Below are 19,902 nucleotides of genomic sequence, written 5' to 3'. Positions count from 1 at the left end.
ATGTCGCCGGTGCGGATGCCCTTGTCGAGCACGTTGGCGATCGCCTTTTCGAGGTTGTCGGCTTCCTTCACGAGGTTGAAGGAATAGCGCAGGCACATGGCGAAGGAGGCGATCATGGCGATCGGGTTGGCAATGCCCTTGCCGGCAATGTCCGGTGCCGAGCCGTGCACGGGCTCGTAGAGCGCCTTGCGCTTGCCGGTCTTCGGATCCGGCGCGCCGAGCGAGGCGGAAGGCAGCATGCCGAGCGAACCGGTGAGCATGGCGGCGACGTCGGACAGCATGTCGCCGAAGAGGTTGTCGGTGACGATCACGTCGAACTGCTTCGGCTGGCGCACCAGCTGCATGCCGCCGGCATCCGCCAGCATATGCTCCAGTTGCACATCGGCATATTTCGCCTTGTGCGTTTCGGTCACGACCTGGTTCCAGAGCACGCCCGATTTCATCACATTGCGCTTTTCCATCGAGCAGACACGGTTGTTGCGCGTGCGGGCGAGTTCGAAGGCAACGCCGGCGATGCGCTCGATCTCGTAGGTATCGTAGACCTGCGTGTCGATGCCGCGCTTCTGGCCGTTGCCGAGGTCGATGATCTCCTTCGGCTCGCCGAAATAGACGCCGCCGGTCAGTTCGCGCACGATGAGGATATCGAGGCCTTCGACCAGCTCCGGCTTCAACGAGGAGGCGTTGGCAAGCGCCGGATAGCAGATGGCGGGCCGCAGGTTGGCGAAGAGCTCCAGATCCTTGCGCAGGCGCAGCAGACCGGCTTCCGGCCGCACCTCGTAGGGTACCGCATCCCACTTCGGTCCACCGACGGCGCCGAAGAGCACGGCATCGGCGGCAAGCGCCTTCGACATGTCCCCTTCCGAAATGGCCGCGCCATGGGCGTCATAGGCCGAGCCGCCCACAAGGCCCTCGTCCGTCGCGAAGCCGGCGCCAAGCTCGGCATTCATGTAGGCGATGATTTTGCGGACTTCCGCCATGGCTTCCGGGCCGATGCCGTCGCCGGGCAGAAGGAAGAGTTTGCGCACAGTCATGGATAGTCCTTCTCAAGGGGAAACTCGGGCGCGTTCTTAGCGCAACTTCGTATCGAGGGAAATCTTTGTAACGAAAGATTTGTGCGCGGCGCGGCGGGTTCCCCGCGAAACAGGCGTGCTCGTCCGCCTGTGAGAAGGTGTTGGGCGACACCAGTTCCGGGTCGCGCAAAGGCGAAAGAAAGTCCCATGCGCAAATTCGTTCGGGCCGTTGCGGACCTGATCCGCGCTACGATCGACGCCCTCACCTTCCGCAACCCATCACGTGGCCGCTGATGATGCCACAAAATGCGGTGTCGCGCCGCCGTTTCACGATCCATTTCCGCTTGACGGAGTAACTGCCGGACGCTCGAATGGCCGGACTCTAAACGGGGATTCCAGATGTCCGAGACGCTTCTTGTCAGTGCCTTTCTCGCCGCGCTTTCCTATACGCTGATCCCCGGCCCCGCCTTTCTGGCGCTGCTCGGCATCGGTGCTGGCCAGGGCCGGAAGGCCGGTGCGCTGTTCATGGGCGGGCATCTCGCCGGCGACATCGTCTGGTCGACGCTGGCGCTTGTCGCGATCGTCGGTGCGCGATCGATCGGCACGGCAATCTTCGACATTCTCGGCCTGTTCTGCGGCGCCTATCTCGCCTGGATCGGCTGGACCGCCCTTCGCGCCCGGCCGAAGGGCGAGAATCGCGCCCTGCTGACGGTGGAGCGACCGCTGCGCCGCGGGCTGATTTTCGGGCTCACCAATCCCAAAGGCTATCCGGTGGCACTGGCGACCTTCACGGCGCTGCTTGCCGGTTCCGCCAATGCGCTCGAGTTCAACGCCTTGCCGATGCTGCTCGCCGTGTCGCTCATCGGGTTCCTCGTCGCCGACGTGATTTTGATCGCGATCATCGGCGCGTCCGTCGTGCGCCGCTTCTATCGCCGTCACGAACTGGCCATTGTCCGGCTTTCCGGCCTCCTGTTCATCGGTTTCGCCGCGCAGGCGGTCTGGCATGCGGCGCCCGGTCTTTTCGGGGTGCGCAAGCCTTGACGTTGATCAGGTTGCCAACCACTTCAAACGTCTCCGCCGGCACGCCGATGATCTCCTGCGTCCGCCGGTCCTGCATGCGAAAGGAATTCTCATGACTGCAAGCGCTTCGCTCAACCCTGCCCTGGTGAACTGGACCGGACACGAAGGCCTGCCGCGCTTCGATGCGGTGAAGGACGAAGATTTCGCGCCCGCCTTCGACGCGGCACTCGCAGCCCATGAAGCGGAGATCGATGCGATCGCCCATAATCCGGAAGCGCCGACCTTCGAAAACACGGTCATCGCCCTCGAAATCGCCGGAGACGAGCTTTCTCGTGTCTCGGCGCTTTTCTGGAACAAGGCCGGCGCCCATACCAACGACGTGATTCAGGCCCTCGAGCGCGAGATCGCGCCGAAGATGTCGCGGCATTATTCGAAGATCGGGATGAATCCGGCCCTGTTCAGCCGCATCGACACATTGTGGGAGAAGCGGGAAGAGCTCGGCCTCGACCTTGAGGCGATGCGTGTCCTCGAGCGCCACTGGAAGGGCTTCGTCAAATCGGGCGCCAAACTCGACAAGCCTGAGCAGGAGCGGCTTGCCGCCATCAACGAGAAACTTGCCGGCCTTGGCGCCAAGTTCGGTCAGAACGTGCTTGCCGACGAGAAGAACTGGGCCCTGTTTCTGACGAGCGAGGAGGAACTCGCCGGCCTTCCGGAGTTCCTCAAGGATGCCATGGCGGCCGCCGCCCGCGACCGAGGCGAAGACGGCAAATATGCGGTCACCCTCTCGCGCTCGATCATCGAACCGTTCCTGACCTTCTCCGACAATCGCGAGCTTCGCGAGCAGGCCTTCAGGGCATGGACGGCCCGCGGTGAAAACGGCGGTGAGACCGACAACCTCGGTATCATCGCCGAGACGCTGTCGCTCCGGGCCGAGAAGGCAAAGCTGCTCGGCTACGAGAATTTCGCGGCGCTGAAGCTCGATGACACCATGGCAAAGACTCCTGATGCCGTGAACGGGCTGCTGATGCAGGTCTGGGAAAGGGCTGTGGTGCGCGCCCGCGAGGAAGAGGCGGATCTTGCCAAGATGATCGCCGCCGAAGGCCGCAATCATGAGGTCATGCCCTGGGATTGGCGCCACTATGCGGAAAAGCTGCGCGCCGAAAAGTTCAGCTTCTCGGAAAGCGAGCTGAAGCCCTATCTCCAGCTCGAGAAGATCATCGACGCCTGCTTCGATGTTGCCCATCGCCTTTTCGGCGTGACGGCCACGGAGAAGAAGGGCGTTCCCGCCTATCATCCCGATGTGCGCGTCTTCGAGATACGCGACGCCTCCGGCAAGCTGGTGGCGCTGTTCCTCGGCGATTACTTCGCCCGTTCCTCCAAGCGTTCCGGCGCGTGGATGAGTTCATTCCAGTCGCAGCACAGGCTGAAGCTGAAGAATGGCGGCATCGGCGAAATCCCGATCGTCTACAATGTCTGCAACTTTGCGAAGCCGGCCGACGGCAAGCCGGCGCTGCTCTCGATTGACGACGCGCGCACGCTGTTCCATGAATTCGGCCATGCCCTCCACGGCATGCTCTCCAACGTCACCTACCCGTCCGTCTCCGGCACCGGCGTTTCGCGTGATTTCGTCGAGCTGCCTTCGCAGCTCTACGAGCACTGGCTGACGGTGCCGGATATCCTCAGGACCTATGCGGTGCACTATCAGACCGGCGAGCCCATGCCGCAGGCCCTGCTCGACAAGGTGCTGGCGGCGAGAACCTTCAATTCCGGCTTCGCAACCGTCGAATTCACCTCCTCGGCGCTGGTTGACATGGCCTATCACACGGCGGAAACGCTCCCCGAGCCGATGGCGCTGGAAGCGGCGACGCTGGAAAGGATCGGCATGCCGAAGTCGATTGTCATGCGCCATCGCAGCCCGCATTTTCTGCACGTCTTTTCCGGCGATGGTTATTCCGCCGGCTACTATTCCTACATGTGGTCGGAGGTGCTCGACGCCGACGCCTTCGCCGCCTTCGAGGAAACCGGGAATCCGTTCGATCCGCAGACCGCGCAGAAGCTCAAGGACAACATCTATTCGGTCGGCGGCGCCATTGATCCGGAGGATGCCTACAAGGCTTTCCGCGGTAAGCTGCCGGATCCGGACGCGATGCTGAAGAAGAAGGGGCTGGCGGCTGTAGCGCCGCCCTCGCCCGCCACTTAGATCACGATGATTTAGGTCGAATCGACCTAAATCATAAACGTGATCGATTCTAATGAGTTAGAGAGCGGGATGCGGGCGGAGAACCCTCGGACTTTCCTCGTCCCGCTCTAGTCCGCCTGCTCGACGCCGAGGACGGCGAGAAAATTGCGCATCCGCGCCACTGCCAACTCCGGCTTGTCGAGCACATTGGCGCGGTCAGCCAGCCGGAAGATGTCAGCATAGTGCAAGAGCCCGCGGGCGGACTGCAGGCCGGCCGGCAGGGTGAAATGGCGCTGGTGGCCGTTCAGCCAGGCGAGGAAGACGACGCCGGCCTTGTAGTATTGCGTCGGCGCCTCGAAGATCTTGCGCGACAAGGGCACCGTCGGCTCGATCACACCGCGGAAGGTGGTGAGATCGCCGTCTGCCAGGGCGGCAAGCGCCTTTGAAGCCGAGGGCGCCACGGCGTCGAAGATGCCGAGCAGCGCATGGCTGTATTTCTGGCCGTCCCCCTCGATCAGTTCCGCATAGTTGAAATCGTCGCCGGTGAAGCAGAGCACGCCTTCTGGAAGGCCGTTGCGCAGCGCCACTTCCTTGGCGTTGTCGAGCAACGATATCTTGATGCCTTCGACCTTGGCGCTGTTCTCGGAGATGATCGACAGTACCGTTTCCAGCGCTTCCTCGAAATTCTCCGATCCCCAGTATCCCCTTAGCTGTGGGTCGAACATGTCGCCAAGCCAGTGAAGCACCACCTTGTCCTTGGCCTGGCGCAGGATATGGCCGTAGACACGGCGGTAGTCGTCGGTCGATCGTGCAATGCGGGCGAGAGCGCGGCTCGCCATCATGATCGCCCGGCCGCCCTCACCCTCGACGAATCCGATCTGCTCCTCATAGGCGGCGATGACGTCCTCGATCGAGCGCGCCGCGTCCGGAGAAAGATGGTCGGTGCCGGCGCCGCAGGCGAGATCGGCGCCCGCAACACTCTTCGCCTCGGCAAGCGAACGGCGGATCAGCTCCTGCGCGTCGGCCCAAGCAAGCCCCATGCCGCGCTGGGCAGTGTCCATCGCCTCGGCGATGCGGAAGCCGAGGCTCCAGAGGTGATGGCGAAAGGCCATCGTCGCTTCCCAGTCGATTGCCGGCCTTCCCCAAGGATCGCTGTCACGCAGCGGATCGGAAACGACATGCGCGGCCGCATAGGCGATGCGGTTGAAAGTCGGGACACTCGTGGGCCGGGCGATCGGCGTCCCCTGGAGCCGGTAGGTTTCTAGCGAGCCGTCTTGGCGCGGCAGGAGCAGGCTGGTCATGAGCGTGAATCCTCCTCAGGTTTGCGCCATGGAATAATTTAGAACGTTCCAAATATCAAGTTCGAAAATCAGCCACCGCATCTGATTGCGATCGTTTTAGATCCCGTCAAAGGCCGGCGCCTTTCATGTGGAAGGGTCGTCATGCTACCTAAGTGTCGAAAAAACAAGCGTATTTTCCGTTTAGCGTCGCGCTGACTGGTTCCCCAGAGCCAAGTACAGGGCCGTAAAAATGTGAACAAAAGCCTCTTGACGAAATTGGAACGTTCCAATTATTAAGTGGGAGAGAGATGAAATGCAGGTCGGGAGGATATTGATGGCAAAGGAGCGGGTGACGGTTATCGACATTGCGCGCGCCGCTGGCGTGTCGAAGTCGACCGTGTCGCTCGTCCTGCAGGGCAGCTCGCTGGTCAACGAGGCGACGCGGGCCAAGGTGAACGCGGTGATCCGCGAGCTCGGCTATGTCTACAATCGCAGCGCCGCCAACCTGCGCCAGGCGACATCGAAGATCATCGGCATCGTCGTTAACGACCTGACCAACAGCTTCTTCGCGGAACTCGCCGTCGGCGTCGATGCCGTGGTGCAGTCCGCGGGTTTCGTGCAGTTCCTTGCCAACACCGGCGAGAAGAGCGAGCGCCAGCGCGAGGTCATCGCGTCGATGCGCGAGCATGGCGTGTCAGGGCTCATCATCTCGCCGGCGCGCGGAACGGAAGCCGCCGATCTCGCGCCGCTCGTCGAGAGCGGCATTCCCGTGGTGCTCGTCGTGCGCGACATCGCCGGCGCGGGCGTTTCATCGCTGATCTCGGACAATCGCGCCGGGGCGCTGGCGGCGGTCCGCCACCTGATCGCGCGCGGCCATCGCCGCATCGCCTTTCTGGGCGGCTTTGCCGATACCGCGGTCTTCGAGGCGCGCGTGCGCGGCTATCGCGATGCGCTCCGCGAGGCGGGCCTTAACGCGGGAGATGACCTTGTCATCGGCTCCGCGCCGTCGCGCGCCGGCGGCGTGACTGCGATCGAACAGGCAATGATGCTGGAGGAGCGGGCGACCGCGGCGCTCTGCTTCAACGATGCCGTCGCCTTCGGGGTCTGCGACGGGCTCAGGGCGCGGCGGCTGGAGCCGGGCGCGGATTTTGCCGTGATCGGCTTCGACGACGTCATCGAGGCGAAGACGGCGGTGCCTGCGCTCACCACGGTCTCGGTCGATCCGCAGGGCATGGGCGAGCGTGCTGCGGAATTGCTCTTGAAGCAGATCAAGGCGGGCCGGGCGGAGCCGGAGGCAATTGTCAGTCCGGTGCGGCTCGTCGTTCGCCAGAGCTGCGGTGCAGCGATCGAACGAAGATTGAAGGAGGTTTCGTCATGATTCGCTGGGGATTGATCGGTGCGAGCACGATCGCGCACGAATGGGTAATCGGCGCCATCCGCGCCGCGGGCGGAGAGGCTGTTTCGGTGATGAGCTCCAGCGAGGAGCGCGGCCAGGCCTATGCTGCGGAAAACGGCATCGCCACGGCCGTCACCAGCGTCGCGGATCTTGTCGGCGATCCGGACGTCGATGCGGTCTATATCTCCACCACCAACGAACTGCATCACGACCAGGCGCTGGCGGCAATCCGTGCCGGCAAGCACGTGCTCTGCGAGAAGCCGCTGGCGATGAACCTCAATGACGCCTGCGAAATGGTGCTCACCGCATGCGAGGCCGGTGTCGTGCTCGGTACGAACCACCACTTGCGCAATGCCGCGACCCATCGCGCCATGCGCGACGCAATCGCCGCTGGCAGGATTGGTCGGCCGATCGCCGCACGTGTCTTTCATGCCGTCTATCTGCCGCCGCATCTTCAGGGCTGGCGGCTCGACAGGCCGGAAGCGGGCGGCGGCGTCATCCTCGACATCACCGTGCATGACGCCGACACGCTGCGCTTCATCTTGAACGACGACCCGATTGAGGCCGTGGCGATCAGCCACAGTGCCGGCATGGGCAAGGAGGGGCTGGAAGACGGCGTGATGGGGGTCCTACGCTTCCGTTCAGGCGTCATCGCCCAGTTCCACGATGCTTTCACGACGAAATATGCCGAGACCGGTCTTGAAGTGCATGGCACCGAAGGCTCGCTGATCGGCCGCAACGTGATGACGCAGCGGCCGGTCGGCACCGTCTTGCTGCGCAACGAAGAGGGCGAAAGCGAACTGCCGCTCGACCACAGCAATCTCTACGAAACGGCGCTTTCCGCTTTCCATGCGGCAATCGAAGGCAAGGGCGCCCCCACCGCCACCGGCGAAGACGGCGTTTGGTCGCTGGCGACCGGCCTTGCAGTGCTCAAGGCGGCGGCGACTGGCACGGCCGCGGCAATCGAAACGGGACTTTGAACTCCATGAACAAGCATATTTCCCCGGCGGAAGCGGCAGCCCTGATACCCGACGGCGCGGTCGTGTCGGTCTCCTCCTCCAGCGGTCTCGGATGCCCGGACTTGATGCTGAAGGCGATCGGCGAGCGTTTCGATGCGACCGGCCACCCGCGTGGCCTGACGACACTGCATCCGATCGCGGCCGGCGACATGAGCGGGATCAAGGGCGTCGACTATATCGCCAAGAAGGGCTTGCTGAAGAAGATCATCGGCGGATCCTATCCTTCCGGCCCGTCGAGCGCCGAGCCGCCGCTGATCTGGCAGATGATCGGGGCCAACGAAGTGGCGGCCTACAACATTCCTTCCGGCATTCTCTTCGACATGCATCGCGAGGCGGCGGCGAAACGCCCGGGGGTCATGACCAAGGTCGGGCTCGACACCTTCGTCGATCCCTCGCGCGAAGGCTGCGCCATGAACGCGTCCGCCGCGGCCGAGCCGGTGGTGAAGAAGATCGCCTTCGAGGGCGAGGAATGGCTCTATTTCAAGGCGATCGCGCCTCAGGTGGCGATCATCCGGGCGACGACCGCCGACGAGCGCGGCAATCTTACCTACGAACACGAGGGCGCCTATCTCGGCGGGCTCGATCAGGCGCTCGCCGCCCGCAACAACGGCGGCATCGTCATTGCCCAGGTCAAGCGCATCACCAAGGAAGGCTCGCTTAAGCCCCATGACGTGCGCGTGCCGGGCGTGCTCGTCGACTATGTGGTGGTCGACCCGGACCAGAAGCAGACGACGCAGACGCATTACGATCCCGCCATCTCCGGCGAGATCTTCCGCCCGCTCGACAGCTTTCGCGTTCCCGAATTCAGCATCCAGAAGGTGATCGCCCGCCGCGTCGCGCAGGAGCTCGAAACGGGGAGTGCGGTCAATCTCGGCTTCGGCATTTCTGCCAATGTACCGCGGATCCTGCTGGAAGAAGGCCTGCACGGCGCGGTCACCTGGGTGATCGAGCAGGGGGCGGTCGGCGGCGTGCCGCTCCTCGACTTCGCCTTCGGCTGCGCGTCGAATGCCGACGCCTTCATGCCGTCGCCCTACCAGTTCACCTATTTCCAGGGCGCCGGCTTCGATGCCTCGCTGCTTTCCTTCCTGGAAATCGACCGCACCGGCTCGGTCAACGTGTCGAAGCTCAGCTTCCGGCCGCATGTGACGGCGGGCGCCGGCGGTTTTGTCGACATCACCGCGCGGGCGAGAAAGATCGTCTTCTCGGGCATGTTCAATGCCGGCGCGAAACTCTCGGTCGCCGACGGTAAGCTTGTCATCGAAAGGGAAGGCAAGCTTAAGAAACTCGTCAATGCGGTCGAACACGTCACCTTCTCCGGCCGCCGGGCGGTCGAACAGGGGCAGGATGTCACCTATGTGACCGAGCGCTGCGTGCTGAAGCTGACGCCGGAAGGCGTCGTGCTCACCGAAATCGCGCCCGGCGCGGACCTCAAAGAACATATCCTCGACCAATCCGAATTTCCGCTGATCGTGTCCGACCGGCTGAAGCAGATGGATAGCGTGCTATTCAACGAGGCGCCGCTCGGTCTGACGCTGCCGGCGAAGGCTGCGCGGAAAATTGCGGGAGGCGCGCATGGCTGACGAGCGCATTCGGATTGAGGTCGAAGGCGCGGTCGCCATCATGACCGTGTCGAGGCCCGAAAAGCTCAATGCCTTCGACATCGATATGCTGAAGGCGCTCGCTGCCGCCTGCGACGCGGTCGAGGTGAAACGTGCTGTGCGCGTCGTGATCCTGACCGGGGAGGGCAAGGCCTTTTCCGCCGGCGGCGATATCAAGGCCTGGGGTGGCATGGATGCCGCCGAATTCGGCCATGATTGGGTGCGCTTCGGCCACCGCGTCTTCGAGCGACTGGCGACGCTCCGCATGCCGGTGATTGCGGCGCTCAACGGTCATGCGCTCGGTGGCGGGCTGGAACTGGCGGCGGCCGCGGATATCCGCATCGCTGAACGCCAGGTGAAGATCGGCCTCCCCGAAACGAGCCTCGGCATGGTGCCGGGCTGGTCCGGCACGCAGCGCCTGGTCTCCCGCTTCGGCGCACAGATCGTGCGCCGCATGGTGCTCGGCGGCGAAATGTTCTCCGCGGAGGAGGCGAGGGCGGAGGGGCTGGTTGATGCCGTGGTCGAGACAGGCACCGTCATGCAGGCATCGCGGGACTATGCCGCGCGCATCGCAAGCCGCGGACCGGCGGCGCTCGAAATATCGAAACTGATGATCGCCTCGGCGAATGGCGAGGACAAGGGCGCTGCGGTCGAGGCGCTGGGGTCGATCCTTGTCGCCAAGACCGGCGATCTCAAGGAGGGCGTCGCGGCCTTCAGCGAAAAGCGCGAAGCGCGCTTCAAGGGAGAATGGTGATGACGGTTCTGGTGAAACCCAAGGCGCTCGGCGATTACAAGGTTCGCGAATTCCGGATGCTGATCGACGGCAAGTGGGTTGATGGCGCGGAAGGCAGCACGATCGAGCGGGTTGCGCCCGGCCATGGCGTCACCGTCAGCCGCTACCAGGCGGCGAAGAAGATCGATGCCGAACGCGCGATCGCTGCGGCAAGGCGTGCCTTCGATGACGGCCCGTGGCCACGCATGACCGCGTCGGAGCGGTCACTCGTCCTGCTGCGCGCCGCCGACATGATCGCCGCCCGCGCCGATGAGCTCGCCTTTCTCGATGCGATCGAATCGGGCAAGCCGATCAGCCAGGCGAAGGGCGAATTGGCAGGAGCGGCCGATATCTGGCGCTACGCCGCAGCACTCGCTCGCGATCTTTCCGGCGAAAGCTACAATACGCTCGGCGACGGCACGCTCGGCGTCGTGCTGCGCGAGGCGATCGGCGTCGTCTCGATCATCACGCCCTGGAACTTCCCCTTCCTGATCGTCAGCCAGAAGCTGCCCTTCGCGCTTGCCGCCGGCTGCACGACGGTGGTGAAACCGTCCGAGCTCACCTCGGGCTCGACGCTCGTTCTCGGTGAAATTCTTGAGGCGGCGGGTGTTCCGGCGGGTGTCGTCAATATCATCGTCGGCACGGGACCGGAGGCCGGTGCGCCGCTGACGAGCCATCCAGACGTCGACATGGTCTCGTTCACCGGTTCGACGGGTGTCGGCCGGCTGACCATGGCGAACGCCGCCCAGACTCTGAAGAAGGTCTCGCTGGAACTCGGCGGCAAGAACCCGCAGATCGTCTTCCCCGACGCCAATCTCGACGAGTTCATCGATGCCGCCGTCTTCGGCGCCTATTTCAATGCCGGCGAATGCTGCAATGCTGGCTCCCGGCTGATCCTCCATCGCGATATCGCCGACGAGGTGACGGCGCGCATCGCCAGCCTCTCGGCCAAGGTGAAGGTCGGCGATCCCCTTGACCCCGAAACGCAGGTTGGGGCGATCATCACGCCGCAGCACCTCGAAAAGATCGCCGGCTATGTTTCTTCGGCTTCCAGCGATGGCGCGACTGTCGCCCATGGCGGTGCGGCGCTCGACCTCGGCATGGGGCAGTTCATGGCGCCGACCATTCTCTCTGCCGTCAGGCCGGAAATGGCGGTCGCCCGCGAAGAGGTCTTCGGCCCGGTTCTGTCCGTCCTCACCTTCGAGACGACGGAAGAGGCGATCAAGATCGCCAACTCCATCGACTACGGACTTTCGGCCGGCGTCTGGAGCCGCGATTTCGACACCTGCCTCACGATCGGACGGCGCGTGCGCGCCGGCACGATCTGGATGAACACCTTCATGGACGGCGCCTCGGAACTGCCCTTCGGCGGCTACCGGCAGTCCGGCCTTGGCCGTGAACTCGGACGTCACGCGGTCGAGGATTACACCGAAACCAAGACGCTCAACATGCATATCGGCCAGCGCACCAACTGGTGGATGCCGCGCTGAAGCCGGATTGGGAGGAGAGCTGACATGCGGACACGGACGGCAAGCGCGAAGTGGAGCGGGAGGCGATTTTCGCACTCCCGTGCGCGCCGGCCTGTCGCGCCGGGTTCAGTCAGCCACGCTCGCCGGTTGCGTCTCGAAGGGAAGCTCGGGGCTCAGCAGCAACTGCAGTTCGTTGACGTCGGTGCTGCCGGCAATGCGGCGCAGCAGGATGCGGCCCATATGCTCGCCGGTTGCGGTCAGGTCTTCGTAGATCGTGTCGACCCGTGGCTGGATCGCGCTCAAAAGCTGCGACGTCTGCTTGGCGACGATGTCGTATTCGAGCCCAAGCGTCAGGCCGCAGTCGGTCATGCCGGTAATCGTCGCAAGCGCGCAGACCTCGCCGCCGCAGGCAAAACCGTCCGGCGGGTCCTTCTCGGCGTAGCGCCGGCGGATGCGGTCGCGGATCGCGCCCGCCGGGCTGTCGAGGTCGATGTCGGAAAGGATCTCATAGGCGCAGCCGGCCTCGCGCACTGCGGTCATGAAGCCGTGCTGGATATGGCCGGCGAAGGTGTAGCCGGCGGGTCCGCTGATCAGCGCCAGCCTGCGCCGTCCCTTGGCGATCAGCCGGCGCGTCGCTTCGTAGGCGAAGGTGAAATTGTCGTAGTCGACGAAGGGATGCGGCGTCGCGAGTTCGGTGCGGCCGTGCGTGACGAAAGGGAAGCCGTTTTCGGAGAGCAGCATGACGCGGGCATCGAGCGGCTCCGTACGCGAGAAGATCAAGCCGTCCGCCATGCTGTTGCGAATGATGTAGTTGATCGCATCGATGTTCGCCGAATTCAGGAAATTCGGCATGACGATCAGGTGATACGACGTGCCCTGCAGCGCCTTGGCGATGCCGGCCATGACGGAGGTTCCGTATCCGAGTATTTCCTCATGGGGCTCGAGCAGGACCGCAATGACGTTGGTGCGGCCGGTTTTCAAGCGTTGGGCCGCACGGTCCGGCGAGTAGCCGATATCGAGCGCCACCTGGCGAACGCGGTTGCGCGTCTCGATGGAGATTTGCGGGGCGTTGGCGAGCGCCCGCGACACCGTCGTGACGGCAAGACCGGTAATGTCCGCTATGGTGCGCAGGGTCGGCTTGCCGCGGCCTTTTGCCGGGCCGTTGCCGGAACTGACGGGTTTGGAGCGAGCGGCCAAGGGTTCCTTCCTGCGAACGATCAAGAGCGGCTTTGTAACGTGACGCGAACCATTAGGCAATCGTATGATGAAAACGTTTTAAATGGATAGAAGGAGCCGGATTTGTTGCGTTGCACCATGTCGGTGTTGCCGTATAATCCAGCAAATTCAGTTGGTTTGGCTGGCAAAGCATCAGAAAGGGCTTGTGCGCTTGACTTGGCTGTATTTGTAACGTTTTAAATTGGCCGGGCGGCGCATGCCGCAGGCCCATTGCCGTCCGGGGAGAACGGGCGGCATCGAATAAAGCGGGAGGAGATTCCGCTTCGGTAACTTGCAAACGGGAGGATAACGATGCGCAAGTTGATGACGACGACGGCTGTTGCAGCACTGATGTTGGCGGCGACGGCCGTGCGCGCAGCAGAGAACGTGGAAGTGTTGCACTGGTGGACGTCCGGCGGCGAGGCTGCGGCACTCGACGTTCTGAAAAAGGACCTGGAAGGCAAGGGCATCGGCTGGACCGACATGCCGGTCGCCGGCGGCGGCGGCACGGAAGCCATGACCGTGCTTCGCGCCCGCGTCACCGCCGGTAACGCTCCGACGGCGGTGCAGATGCTTGGCTTCGACATTCTCGACTGGGCCAAGGAAGGCGCGCTCGGCAACCTCGACGACATCGCCGGCAAGGAAGGCTGGGACAAGGTCGTTCCGTCCGCGCTGCAGCAATTCTCGAAGTATGACGGCCACTGGATCGCCGCACCGGTCAACGTCCATTCGACGAACTGGGTCTGGATCAACAAGGCCGCCCTCGACAAGGCCGGCGGCAAGGAGCCGACGAACTGGGATGAGCTGATCGCCCTGCTCGACAAGTTCAAGGAGCAGGGCATCACGCCGGTCGCTCATGGTGGCCAGCCCTGGCAGGATGCGACGATCTTCGATGCCGTCGTGCTCTCGCTCGGCAACGACTTCTACAAGCAGGCCTTCATCGACCTCGATCCGGCAGCGCTCGGTAGCGACAAGATGAAGGAAGCCTTCGACCGCATGACGAAGCTCCGCTCCTATGTCGACGATAACTTCTCCGGCCGCGACTGGAATCTTGCTTCGGCCATGGTCATCGAGAACAAGGCCGGCCTGCAGTTCATGGGCGACTGGGCGAAGGGCGAATTCCTGAAGGCGAAGAAGGTGCCGGGCACCGATTTCGTCTGCATCCGTTTCCCGGGAACTCAAGGGTCCGTCACCTTCAACTCCGACCAGTTCGCGATGTTCAAGGTCTCGGATGACAAGGTTCCGGCCCAGCTGCAGATGGCTTCCGCCATCGAAAGCCCGACCTTCCAGTCGGCCTTCAACGTCGTCAAGGGATCCGTTCCGGCCCGTACCGACGTTCCGGACACCGACTTCGACGCCTGCGGCAAGAAGGGGATCAAGGACCTCGCCGAAGCAAACGCCAACGGCACGCTCTACGGCTCCATGGCCCACGGCCATGCCAATCCGGCCGCCGTCAAGAACGCGATCTACGACGTCGTGACCCGCCAGTTCAACGGCGAGCTCAGCTCGGAAGACGCGGTGAAGGAACTTGCCGCTGCGGTCGAGGCCGCGAAGTAAGCGACGCAAGGAGGGATTGCCCCTCATCCGCCTGCCGGCACCTTCTCCCCGCTCGCGGGGAGAAGGGACTAGGCGGCGAGCTCTAGCGTTCCCTGTCCCTTTGGGATCGGAGGCAAGCTGCGGCACCTTCGTCCCCTCTCCCCGCTGGCGAGGAGAGCGCTAGGGTGAGGGACAGATCCGCAGCACGAACGAAACGATACGGTGGTAACAAACATGGATAGCCGCACCCGGCTGCAGGAGCTTTTGCCCAAGCTCGTGCTCGCCCCCAGCTTTCTCATCGTCCTGGTGTTCGTCTATGGCTTCATAGCCTATACCGGTTTCCTGTCGATGACGGACAGCAAGATGCTGCCGTCCTACAATTTCGTCGGCCTGTTGAATTACAGCCGGCTCTGGGCGCTGCCGCACTGGTGGCGGGCGGTCAGCAACCTGGCGATCTTCGCGTCGCTCTACATCGTCATCTGCTCGGTGCTCGGCCTCGCGCTCGCCATCCTGCTCGACCAGAAGATCAGGGCGGAAGGGTTTCTTCGGCCGATCTACCTCTATCCGATGGCGCTTTCCTTCATCGTCACGGGAACGGCCTGGAAATGGTTCCTCGATCCCGGCATCGGGCTTGAGAACACGATGCATCTCTGGGGCTGGGAGAGCTTTTCCTTCAACTGGATCAAGGACCGCAACTACGCGATCTACTGCGTCGTCATCGCCGCGGTCTGGCAATCGACCGGCTTCATCATGGCGATGTTCCTCGCTGGCCTCCGCGGCGTCGACAATGAGATCATCAAGGCGGCGCAGATCGATGGGGCTGCGACCATGACCATCTATCGCCGGATCATCATTCCCCTGATGCGGCCCGTCTTCCTCTCAGCCTTCGTCGTTCTCGCGCATCTCGCGATCAAGGCCTATGACCTGATCGTCGCGCTGACGGGCGGCGGGCCGGGACAGGCGACCGAGCTACCGGCGACCTTCATGTATTCCTACACGTTTACCCGCAACCAGATGGGCATCGGCGCATCCTCGGCGATCATCATGCTGGTCATGATCTTCTCGATCATCATTCCTTACCTCTATTCCGAAATCCGGGGAGGAAAACGCTGATGCGCGCCCCCAGCCCAGACAATGTCATCTCGCACAACCGTCTCACACGGGCGTTGATCTACACAGCGCTCATCGTCTTCGCGCTCTATTCTCTGCTGCCGCTCTACGTGATGGTGGTGAATTCCCTGAAGCCGCTCGACGAGATCCGCCAGGGCGGCATGCTGAACCTGCCGCAGACCTGGACGGTCGAGCCCTGGCTTTCGGCCTGGTCGACGGCGCAGATCGGCGTCCAGCCGACGGGCCTTCGCCCCTTCTTCATCAACTCGATCCTGATGGTGGTTCCGGCCGTCGCGATCTCGACGATCGTCGGTGCGCTCAACGGTTACGTCCTGACAAAATGGCGCTTCCCGGGTGCCAACATCTTCTTCGGCATGCTGCTGCTCTCCTGCTTCATCCCGTTCCAGATCGTGCTGATCCCGATGGCGCGCATCCTCGGCGTCCTCGGCCTCGCAGGGTCGATCTGGGGACTGATCCTCGTGCATGTGGTCTATGGCATCGGCTTCACGACGCTCTATTTCCGCAACTACTACGAGGCCTTCCCGACCGAACTGGTGCGCGCAGCGCAGATCGACGGCGCCGGCTTCTTCCAGATCTTCCGGCGGATCATGCTGCCGTCCTCCGGTCCGATCATCGTCGTGTCGGTCATCTGGCAGTTCACCAATATCTGGAACGACTTCCTGTTCGGCGCCTCGTTCTCGGGTCCGTTCTCGACGCCGATGACGGTCGCGCTCAACAACCTCGTGAGCTCGTCGACAGGCGTCAAGGAATACAACGTTCACTTCGCGGGCGCGATTCTCGCCGCCCTGCCAACGCTCATCGTCTACATCGTGTCCGGCCGCTACTTCGTTCGCGGGCTGATGTCCGGTGCCGTGAAAGGATAAGCTCATGTCATTCTTGAAAATCAGCAACCTGCGCAAGTCCTACGGCTCACTGGAGATTCTCAAGGACATCAATATCGAGATCGAAAGGGGCGGGTTTCTCGTGCTCGTCGGCCCGTCTGGCTGCGGCAAGTCGACCCTCCTGAACACGATCGCGGGTCTGGAACCGATTACCGCGGGCGACATCGCCATCAACGGCCGGTCGGTCTCGGGGCTGCACCCATCGAAGCGCGACATCGCCATGGTGTTCCAGTCCTACGCGCTCTATCCGAACATGACGGTTGCCGGAAACATCGCCTTCGGCATGGAGATCCGCGGCGTGCCGAAGGAGGAGCGCGAGAAGGCGATCAAGCAGGTTGCCGACATGCTGCAGATCGGCCACCTGCTCGACCGCAAACCGAGCCAGCTCTCGGGCGGCCAGCGCCAGCGCGTTGCCATGGGCCGCGCGCTGGTGCGCAATCCGCAGGTCTTCCTCTTCGACGAGCCGCTGTCGAACCTCGACGCGAAGCTCCGCGTCGACATGCGTACCGAGATCAAGCGCCTGCACAACCGCATGAAGACGACGATCGTCTACGTGACGCATGATCAGATCGAGGCGATGACACTCGCCACGAAGATCGCCGTCCTGCGCGACGGCGTGCTGCAGCAGTTCGGAACGCCGTCCGAAATCTACAACAACCCCGCCAACATGTTTGTCGCGGACTTCATGGGATCGCCGGCGATGAACCTGCTGAAGGCCCGGATCGAGGCGGCAGGAGCGAACGTCGCGGTGACTTTGGAGCGGCCGAACAGCGAGCCCCTGAAGCTCGCGGTGCCCCATAATGGCGCGCTTTCGGCCTATGCCGGCAAGGACGTGGTGTTCGGCATTCGTCCGGAAGCCCTGACCGATCCGGACGGCGCCGACCGCAATGCGAAGTTCATCGCCGAGGGCGACTGCCTGATCGAAGTGGTAGAGCCGGCCGGCTCCGACACCTTTGCGGTCACTCGTCTCGGCGGCAAGGAGATCGTCGCGCGGCTGCGCGCCGATGCGCGTATCGCGCCGGGTCAAACGTCGCGGCTCGCCTTCAACCTCGACAAGGCGGTGTTCTTCGACCCGCAGAGTGAGATGCGGATCGCATGAGCATGGCAGGCCAACCGGATATCGTCATCGTCGGATCTGGAATCGGCGGCGCGACCGTCGCGGCGGGCCTTGCCCCGTCGGGCGCCGAGATCCTGATCCTCGAGGCGGGCGTTCACATCGAGGACCGTCCGGAAAACCGGGATCAGCGGGCGATCTTCCAGCGCGGGCATTTCCGGCCGAAAGAGACCTGGTACGAGGCGGGCGGCCTCGGCTTCAACCCGGGCAACTACTACAATGTCGGGGGCAACTCGAAATTCTACGGCGCTGTGCTCACCCGTTACCGCCGTGAGGATTTCGAGGAGATGCAGCATCTCGACGGCGTCTCCCCCGCGTGGCCGTTTCCGTACGAAGAGCTGGAGCCGTGGTATTCCAAGGCGGAGGCGCTCTATCAGGTGCGCGGCGTCCTCGGCGAAGACCCGACCGAGCCTTACCACTCAAACACCTACAGCTACGGCCCCGTTGCGGACGAGCCGCCGATCGCTAGCGTCCGCAAGCGTCTGTGGCGAAACGGCCTGCATCCCTATTCGCTGCCGCTCGGCATCGACATCGAACGCTGGCTCGCCAAAGCGAAGACGCCCTGGGACGCGCATCCGAACAGCTTTGACGGCAAGATGGATGCCGAGACCGCGGCGCTGACGACGGCGCTGGAATACCCGAATGTCAAGTTGCAGATCGGTTCGCGTGTTACCCGGCTGGCGACGGCGCCGGACGGCAAGACCATCGAGACCGTCTACTACGTCCAGGATGGCGTGGAGCGAGCCGTGTCGCCACGGCTCGTCATACTTTCCGCCGGGGCGGTGCAGTCGGCCGTGCTGCTGTTGCGCTCTGCGGATAGTCGCAACCCGACGGGGCTTGCGAACCGCTCCGATCAGGTTGGCCGCAACTTCATGAACCACAATTCAAGCGCGGTCATCGCGCTCAGCCCCTGGTATCGCAACGACTCGGTCTACCAGAAGACCTTCGGCCTCAACGATTTTTATCTCTCGGACGGAGAGGGCGGACCGCCGCTCGGCAATATCCAGCTCCTTGGGCGCGTGTCGGGCGCGATCCTGAAGGCGAACATGCCATCAATGCCGGAGTGGCTCCTGAACCAGGTGTCGGGCCACGCCATCGACTTCTACGCCATGAGCGAAGACCTGCCGTCGCCCGAAAGCCGCATCATGGTCGATGGCGACCGCGTCGTGCTCCAATGGGTGCGAACGAACTGGCAAGCCCATCTCAACCTGGTCAGCAAGCTGAAGAAGGTGTTGCGGCAGGCAGGCTTTCCGGTCGTGCTGGCGCGGGCCTTCGACAAGCGCACGCCGTCGCATCAGTGCGGCACGGTCAGGATCGGCAAGGACCCGAATGAGGCGCCGCTCGATGTCTATTGCCGGGCGTTCGATCATCCGAACCTTTTCGTCGTCGATGCCGGCTTCCTGCCGACCTCAGCTGCGGTAAACCCGGCGCTAACCGTGGCGGCGCAGGCGCTGCGCGTCGCGGATCACATTGCTAAAGAGGATCTTCGGTCATGACGGACAAGGCACGTCCCGTTGCGGTTGTCACCGGCGGCCGGCGCGGCATTGGGCGTGGCATCGCTCGCGCGCTCGCGGCAGGCGGTTTCGACATCGCCATCACGGGCATCGGTGATGCCGATGGTGTAGCACCCGTACTCGCCGCGCTCCGTACTCTCGGTGCCCGCGCGATCTTTCTTCAGGCGGATCTTGCCGACCTCGCCACCCACCAGGCGACCGTGGACTCGGTCATGGAGGCGTTCGGCAGCATCGATTGCCTCGTCAACAATGCCGGGATCGCGTCCGTCGTGCGCGGCGATTTCCTCGACCTGGAGCCTGAGAATTTCGACACGATCGTCGGCATCAACCTGCGCGGCACGGTTTTCTTCACCCAGGCGGTCCTGAAGGCGATGCTGGCCACGCAGCCCATTGCGCCCCGCTCGATCATCAACATCACCTCGGTCTCCGCGGCGATGACATCGCCGGAGCGGCTCGACTATTGCATGAGCAAGGCGGGGCTCGCGGCCTTCAGCCAGGGACTGGCGTTGAGGCTCGCCGAGACCGGTATCTCGGTCTTCGAAGTTCGGCCCGGCATCATTCGCTCGGACATGACCGCGAGCGTTTCCGGCAAATACGACGCGCTGATTGCGGACGGGCTGGTGCCTATGCGGCGATGGGGAGAGCCGGACGACATCGGCAAGATCGTCGCCGGGCTTGCCGGCGGGCAGTTCGGTTTCGCCACGGGGTCGGTCATCCAGGCCGATGGAGGACTGTCGATCAGCCGGTTGTGAGGTCGTCGCGTGGGGC

Annotated in this window: 16 protein-coding genes; 13 read left to right on the top strand and 3 right to left on the bottom strand. The window is 63.4% G+C overall.

Features of this window, described 5'->3' with window-relative positions; genetic code table 11:
* A partial coding sequence (gene leuB / locus GHK62_RS03030; protein WP_153436856.1) for a 3-isopropylmalate dehydrogenase occupies positions 1–1,031 on the bottom strand: 1,031 nt, incomplete at its 3' end.
* A gap of 378 nt (positions 1,032–1,409) precedes the next feature.
* Between leuB and GHK62_RS03025 the strand changes: the two genes are divergently transcribed.
* Together GHK62_RS03025 and GHK62_RS03020 are read left to right on the top strand one after the other, a co-directional pair.
* Positions 1,410–2,051, top strand: a complete 642-nt coding sequence (locus GHK62_RS03025; protein WP_153436855.1) for a LysE family translocator — start codon at positions 1,410–1,412, stop codon at positions 2,049–2,051.
* 91 nt (positions 2,052–2,142) lie between these two features.
* On the top strand, positions 2,143–4,230 hold the full coding sequence (locus GHK62_RS03020; RefSeq protein WP_153436854.1) for a M3 family metallopeptidase: 2,088 nt from the start codon (positions 2,143–2,145) through the stop codon (positions 4,228–4,230).
* Between the two features lie 107 nt (positions 4,231–4,337).
* On the opposite strand, the gene GHK62_RS03015 is transcribed toward GHK62_RS03020, so the two are convergent.
* Positions 4,338–5,510, bottom strand: coding sequence for a dihydrodipicolinate synthase family protein (locus GHK62_RS03015; protein WP_153436853.1), 1,173 nt, complete (start codon positions 5,508–5,510; stop codon positions 4,338–4,340).
* A 313-nt stretch (positions 5,511–5,823) separates the two neighbouring features.
* Between GHK62_RS03015 and GHK62_RS03010 the strand changes: the two genes are divergently transcribed.
* The 5 genes from GHK62_RS03010 to GHK62_RS02990 are packed head-to-tail and all read left to right on the top strand — an operon-like array spanning position 5,824 to position 11,764.
* Positions 5,824–6,867 carry a LacI family DNA-binding transcriptional regulator gene (locus GHK62_RS03010; protein ID WP_153436852.1) on the top strand — a complete coding sequence of 348 codons (1,044 nt, stop codon included), beginning with the start codon at positions 5,824–5,826 and terminating at the stop codon, positions 6,865–6,867.
* Complete coding sequence (locus GHK62_RS03005; protein ID WP_153436851.1) at positions 6,864–7,865, top strand: Gfo/Idh/MocA family protein; 1,002 nt, start codon at positions 6,864–6,866, stop codon at positions 7,863–7,865. The genes GHK62_RS03010 and GHK62_RS03005 overlap by 4 nt, the downstream gene beginning before the upstream one ends.
* Positions 7,866–7,870: 5 nt before the next feature.
* A complete protein-coding gene (locus tag GHK62_RS03000; RefSeq protein ID WP_153436850.1) occupies positions 7,871–9,484 on the top strand; it encodes an acyl CoA:acetate/3-ketoacid CoA transferase in 1,614 nt (537 codons plus the stop codon).
* Positions 9,477–10,256 carry an enoyl-CoA hydratase/isomerase family protein gene (locus GHK62_RS02995; protein ID WP_153436849.1) on the top strand — a complete coding sequence of 260 codons (780 nt, stop codon included), beginning with the start codon at positions 9,477–9,479 and terminating at the stop codon, positions 10,254–10,256. Before GHK62_RS03000 ends, GHK62_RS02995 begins: the two co-directional genes overlap by 8 nt.
* The gene (locus GHK62_RS02990) at positions 10,256–11,764 is read left to right on the top strand and encodes an aldehyde dehydrogenase family protein (RefSeq protein ID WP_153436848.1); all 1,509 of its coding nucleotides are present in this window, start codon (positions 10,256–10,258) and stop codon (positions 11,762–11,764) included. The genes GHK62_RS02995 and GHK62_RS02990 overlap by 1 nt, the downstream gene beginning before the upstream one ends.
* 105 nt (positions 11,765–11,869) lie before the next feature.
* Here the strand turns inward: GHK62_RS02990 and GHK62_RS02985 are convergent, their stop codons facing one another.
* On the bottom strand, positions 11,870–12,940 hold the full coding sequence (locus GHK62_RS02985) for a LacI family transcriptional regulator (protein WP_153436847.1): 1,071 nt from the start codon (positions 12,938–12,940) through the stop codon (positions 11,870–11,872).
* Positions 12,941–13,270: 330 nt separating this feature from the next.
* Between GHK62_RS02985 and GHK62_RS02980 the strand changes: the two genes are divergently transcribed.
* The 6 genes from GHK62_RS02980 (at position 13,271) to GHK62_RS02955 (ending at position 19,886) form a co-directional block, all read left to right on the top strand.
* Positions 13,271–14,515, top strand: a complete 1,245-nt coding sequence (locus GHK62_RS02980) for an ABC transporter substrate-binding protein (RefSeq protein ID WP_153436846.1) — start codon at positions 13,271–13,273, stop codon at positions 14,513–14,515.
* A 213-nt stretch (positions 14,516–14,728) separates the two neighbouring features.
* Positions 14,729–15,607, top strand: coding sequence for a carbohydrate ABC transporter permease (locus tag GHK62_RS02975; protein WP_153436845.1), 879 nt, complete (start codon positions 14,729–14,731; stop codon positions 15,605–15,607).
* Positions 15,607–16,488 (top strand): carbohydrate ABC transporter permease, encoded by an 882-nt coding sequence (locus GHK62_RS02970; protein ID WP_153436844.1) that lies wholly within the window; start codon positions 15,607–15,609, stop codon positions 16,486–16,488. The genes GHK62_RS02975 and GHK62_RS02970 overlap by 1 nt, the downstream gene beginning before the upstream one ends.
* Before the next feature lie 4 nt (positions 16,489–16,492).
* Entirely contained in the window at positions 16,493–17,605 is a 1,113-nt protein-coding gene (locus GHK62_RS02965; protein WP_153436843.1) for an ABC transporter ATP-binding protein, read from the top strand.
* A 2-nt stretch (positions 17,606–17,607) separates the two neighbouring features.
* Complete coding sequence (locus GHK62_RS02960) at positions 17,608–19,116, top strand: GMC oxidoreductase (protein WP_153436842.1); 1,509 nt, start codon at positions 17,608–17,610, stop codon at positions 19,114–19,116.
* Positions 19,113–19,886, top strand: coding sequence for a 3-ketoacyl-ACP reductase (locus GHK62_RS02955; protein ID WP_153436841.1), 774 nt, complete (start codon positions 19,113–19,115; stop codon positions 19,884–19,886). The genes GHK62_RS02960 and GHK62_RS02955 overlap by 4 nt, the downstream gene beginning before the upstream one ends.
* Positions 19,887–19,902 lie beyond the last annotated feature (16 nt).

Origin of the sequence: Sinorhizobium terangae, from assembly GCF_009601505.1 — a bacterium.
In the GTDB taxonomy this organism is placed as follows: domain Bacteria; phylum Pseudomonadota; class Alphaproteobacteria; order Rhizobiales; family Rhizobiaceae; genus Sinorhizobium; species Sinorhizobium terangae.
This window is presented reverse-complemented; position numbering and strand designations above follow the sequence as displayed.

What these genes read in the sequence shown, in the direction of transcription:
- GHK62_RS03025 (WP_153436855.1), top strand. Translation starts at nt 1,410, where the DNA reads ATGTCCGAGACGCTTCTTGTCAGTGCCTTTCTCGCCGCGCTTTCCTAT.
- GHK62_RS03020 (WP_153436854.1), top strand. Translation starts at nt 2,143, where the DNA reads ATGACTGCAAGCGCTTCGCTCAACCCTGCCCTGGTGAACTGGACCGGA.
- GHK62_RS03015 (WP_153436853.1), bottom strand. Translation starts at nt 5,510, where the DNA reads ATGACCAGCCTGCTCCTGCCGCGCCAAGACGGCTCGCTAGAAACCTAC.
- GHK62_RS03010 (WP_153436852.1), top strand. Translation starts at nt 5,824, where the DNA reads ATGGCAAAGGAGCGGGTGACGGTTATCGACATTGCGCGCGCCGCTGGC.
- GHK62_RS03005 (WP_153436851.1), top strand. Translation starts at nt 6,864, where the DNA reads ATGATTCGCTGGGGATTGATCGGTGCGAGCACGATCGCGCACGAATGG.
- GHK62_RS03000 (WP_153436850.1), top strand. Translation starts at nt 7,871, where the DNA reads ATGAACAAGCATATTTCCCCGGCGGAAGCGGCAGCCCTGATACCCGAC.
- GHK62_RS02995 (WP_153436849.1), top strand. Translation starts at nt 9,477, where the DNA reads ATGGCTGACGAGCGCATTCGGATTGAGGTCGAAGGCGCGGTCGCCATC.
- GHK62_RS02990 (WP_153436848.1), top strand. Translation starts at nt 10,256, where the DNA reads ATGACGGTTCTGGTGAAACCCAAGGCGCTCGGCGATTACAAGGTTCGC.
- GHK62_RS02980 (WP_153436846.1), top strand. Translation starts at nt 13,271, where the DNA reads ATGCGCAAGTTGATGACGACGACGGCTGTTGCAGCACTGATGTTGGCG.
- GHK62_RS02975 (WP_153436845.1), top strand. Translation starts at nt 14,729, where the DNA reads ATGGATAGCCGCACCCGGCTGCAGGAGCTTTTGCCCAAGCTCGTGCTC.
- GHK62_RS02970 (WP_153436844.1), top strand. Translation starts at nt 15,607, where the DNA reads ATGCGCGCCCCCAGCCCAGACAATGTCATCTCGCACAACCGTCTCACA.
- GHK62_RS02965 (WP_153436843.1), top strand. Translation starts at nt 16,493, where the DNA reads ATGTCATTCTTGAAAATCAGCAACCTGCGCAAGTCCTACGGCTCACTG.
- GHK62_RS02960 (WP_153436842.1), top strand. Translation starts at nt 17,608, where the DNA reads ATGGCAGGCCAACCGGATATCGTCATCGTCGGATCTGGAATCGGCGGC.
- GHK62_RS02955 (WP_153436841.1), top strand. Translation starts at nt 19,113, where the DNA reads ATGACGGACAAGGCACGTCCCGTTGCGGTTGTCACCGGCGGCCGGCGC.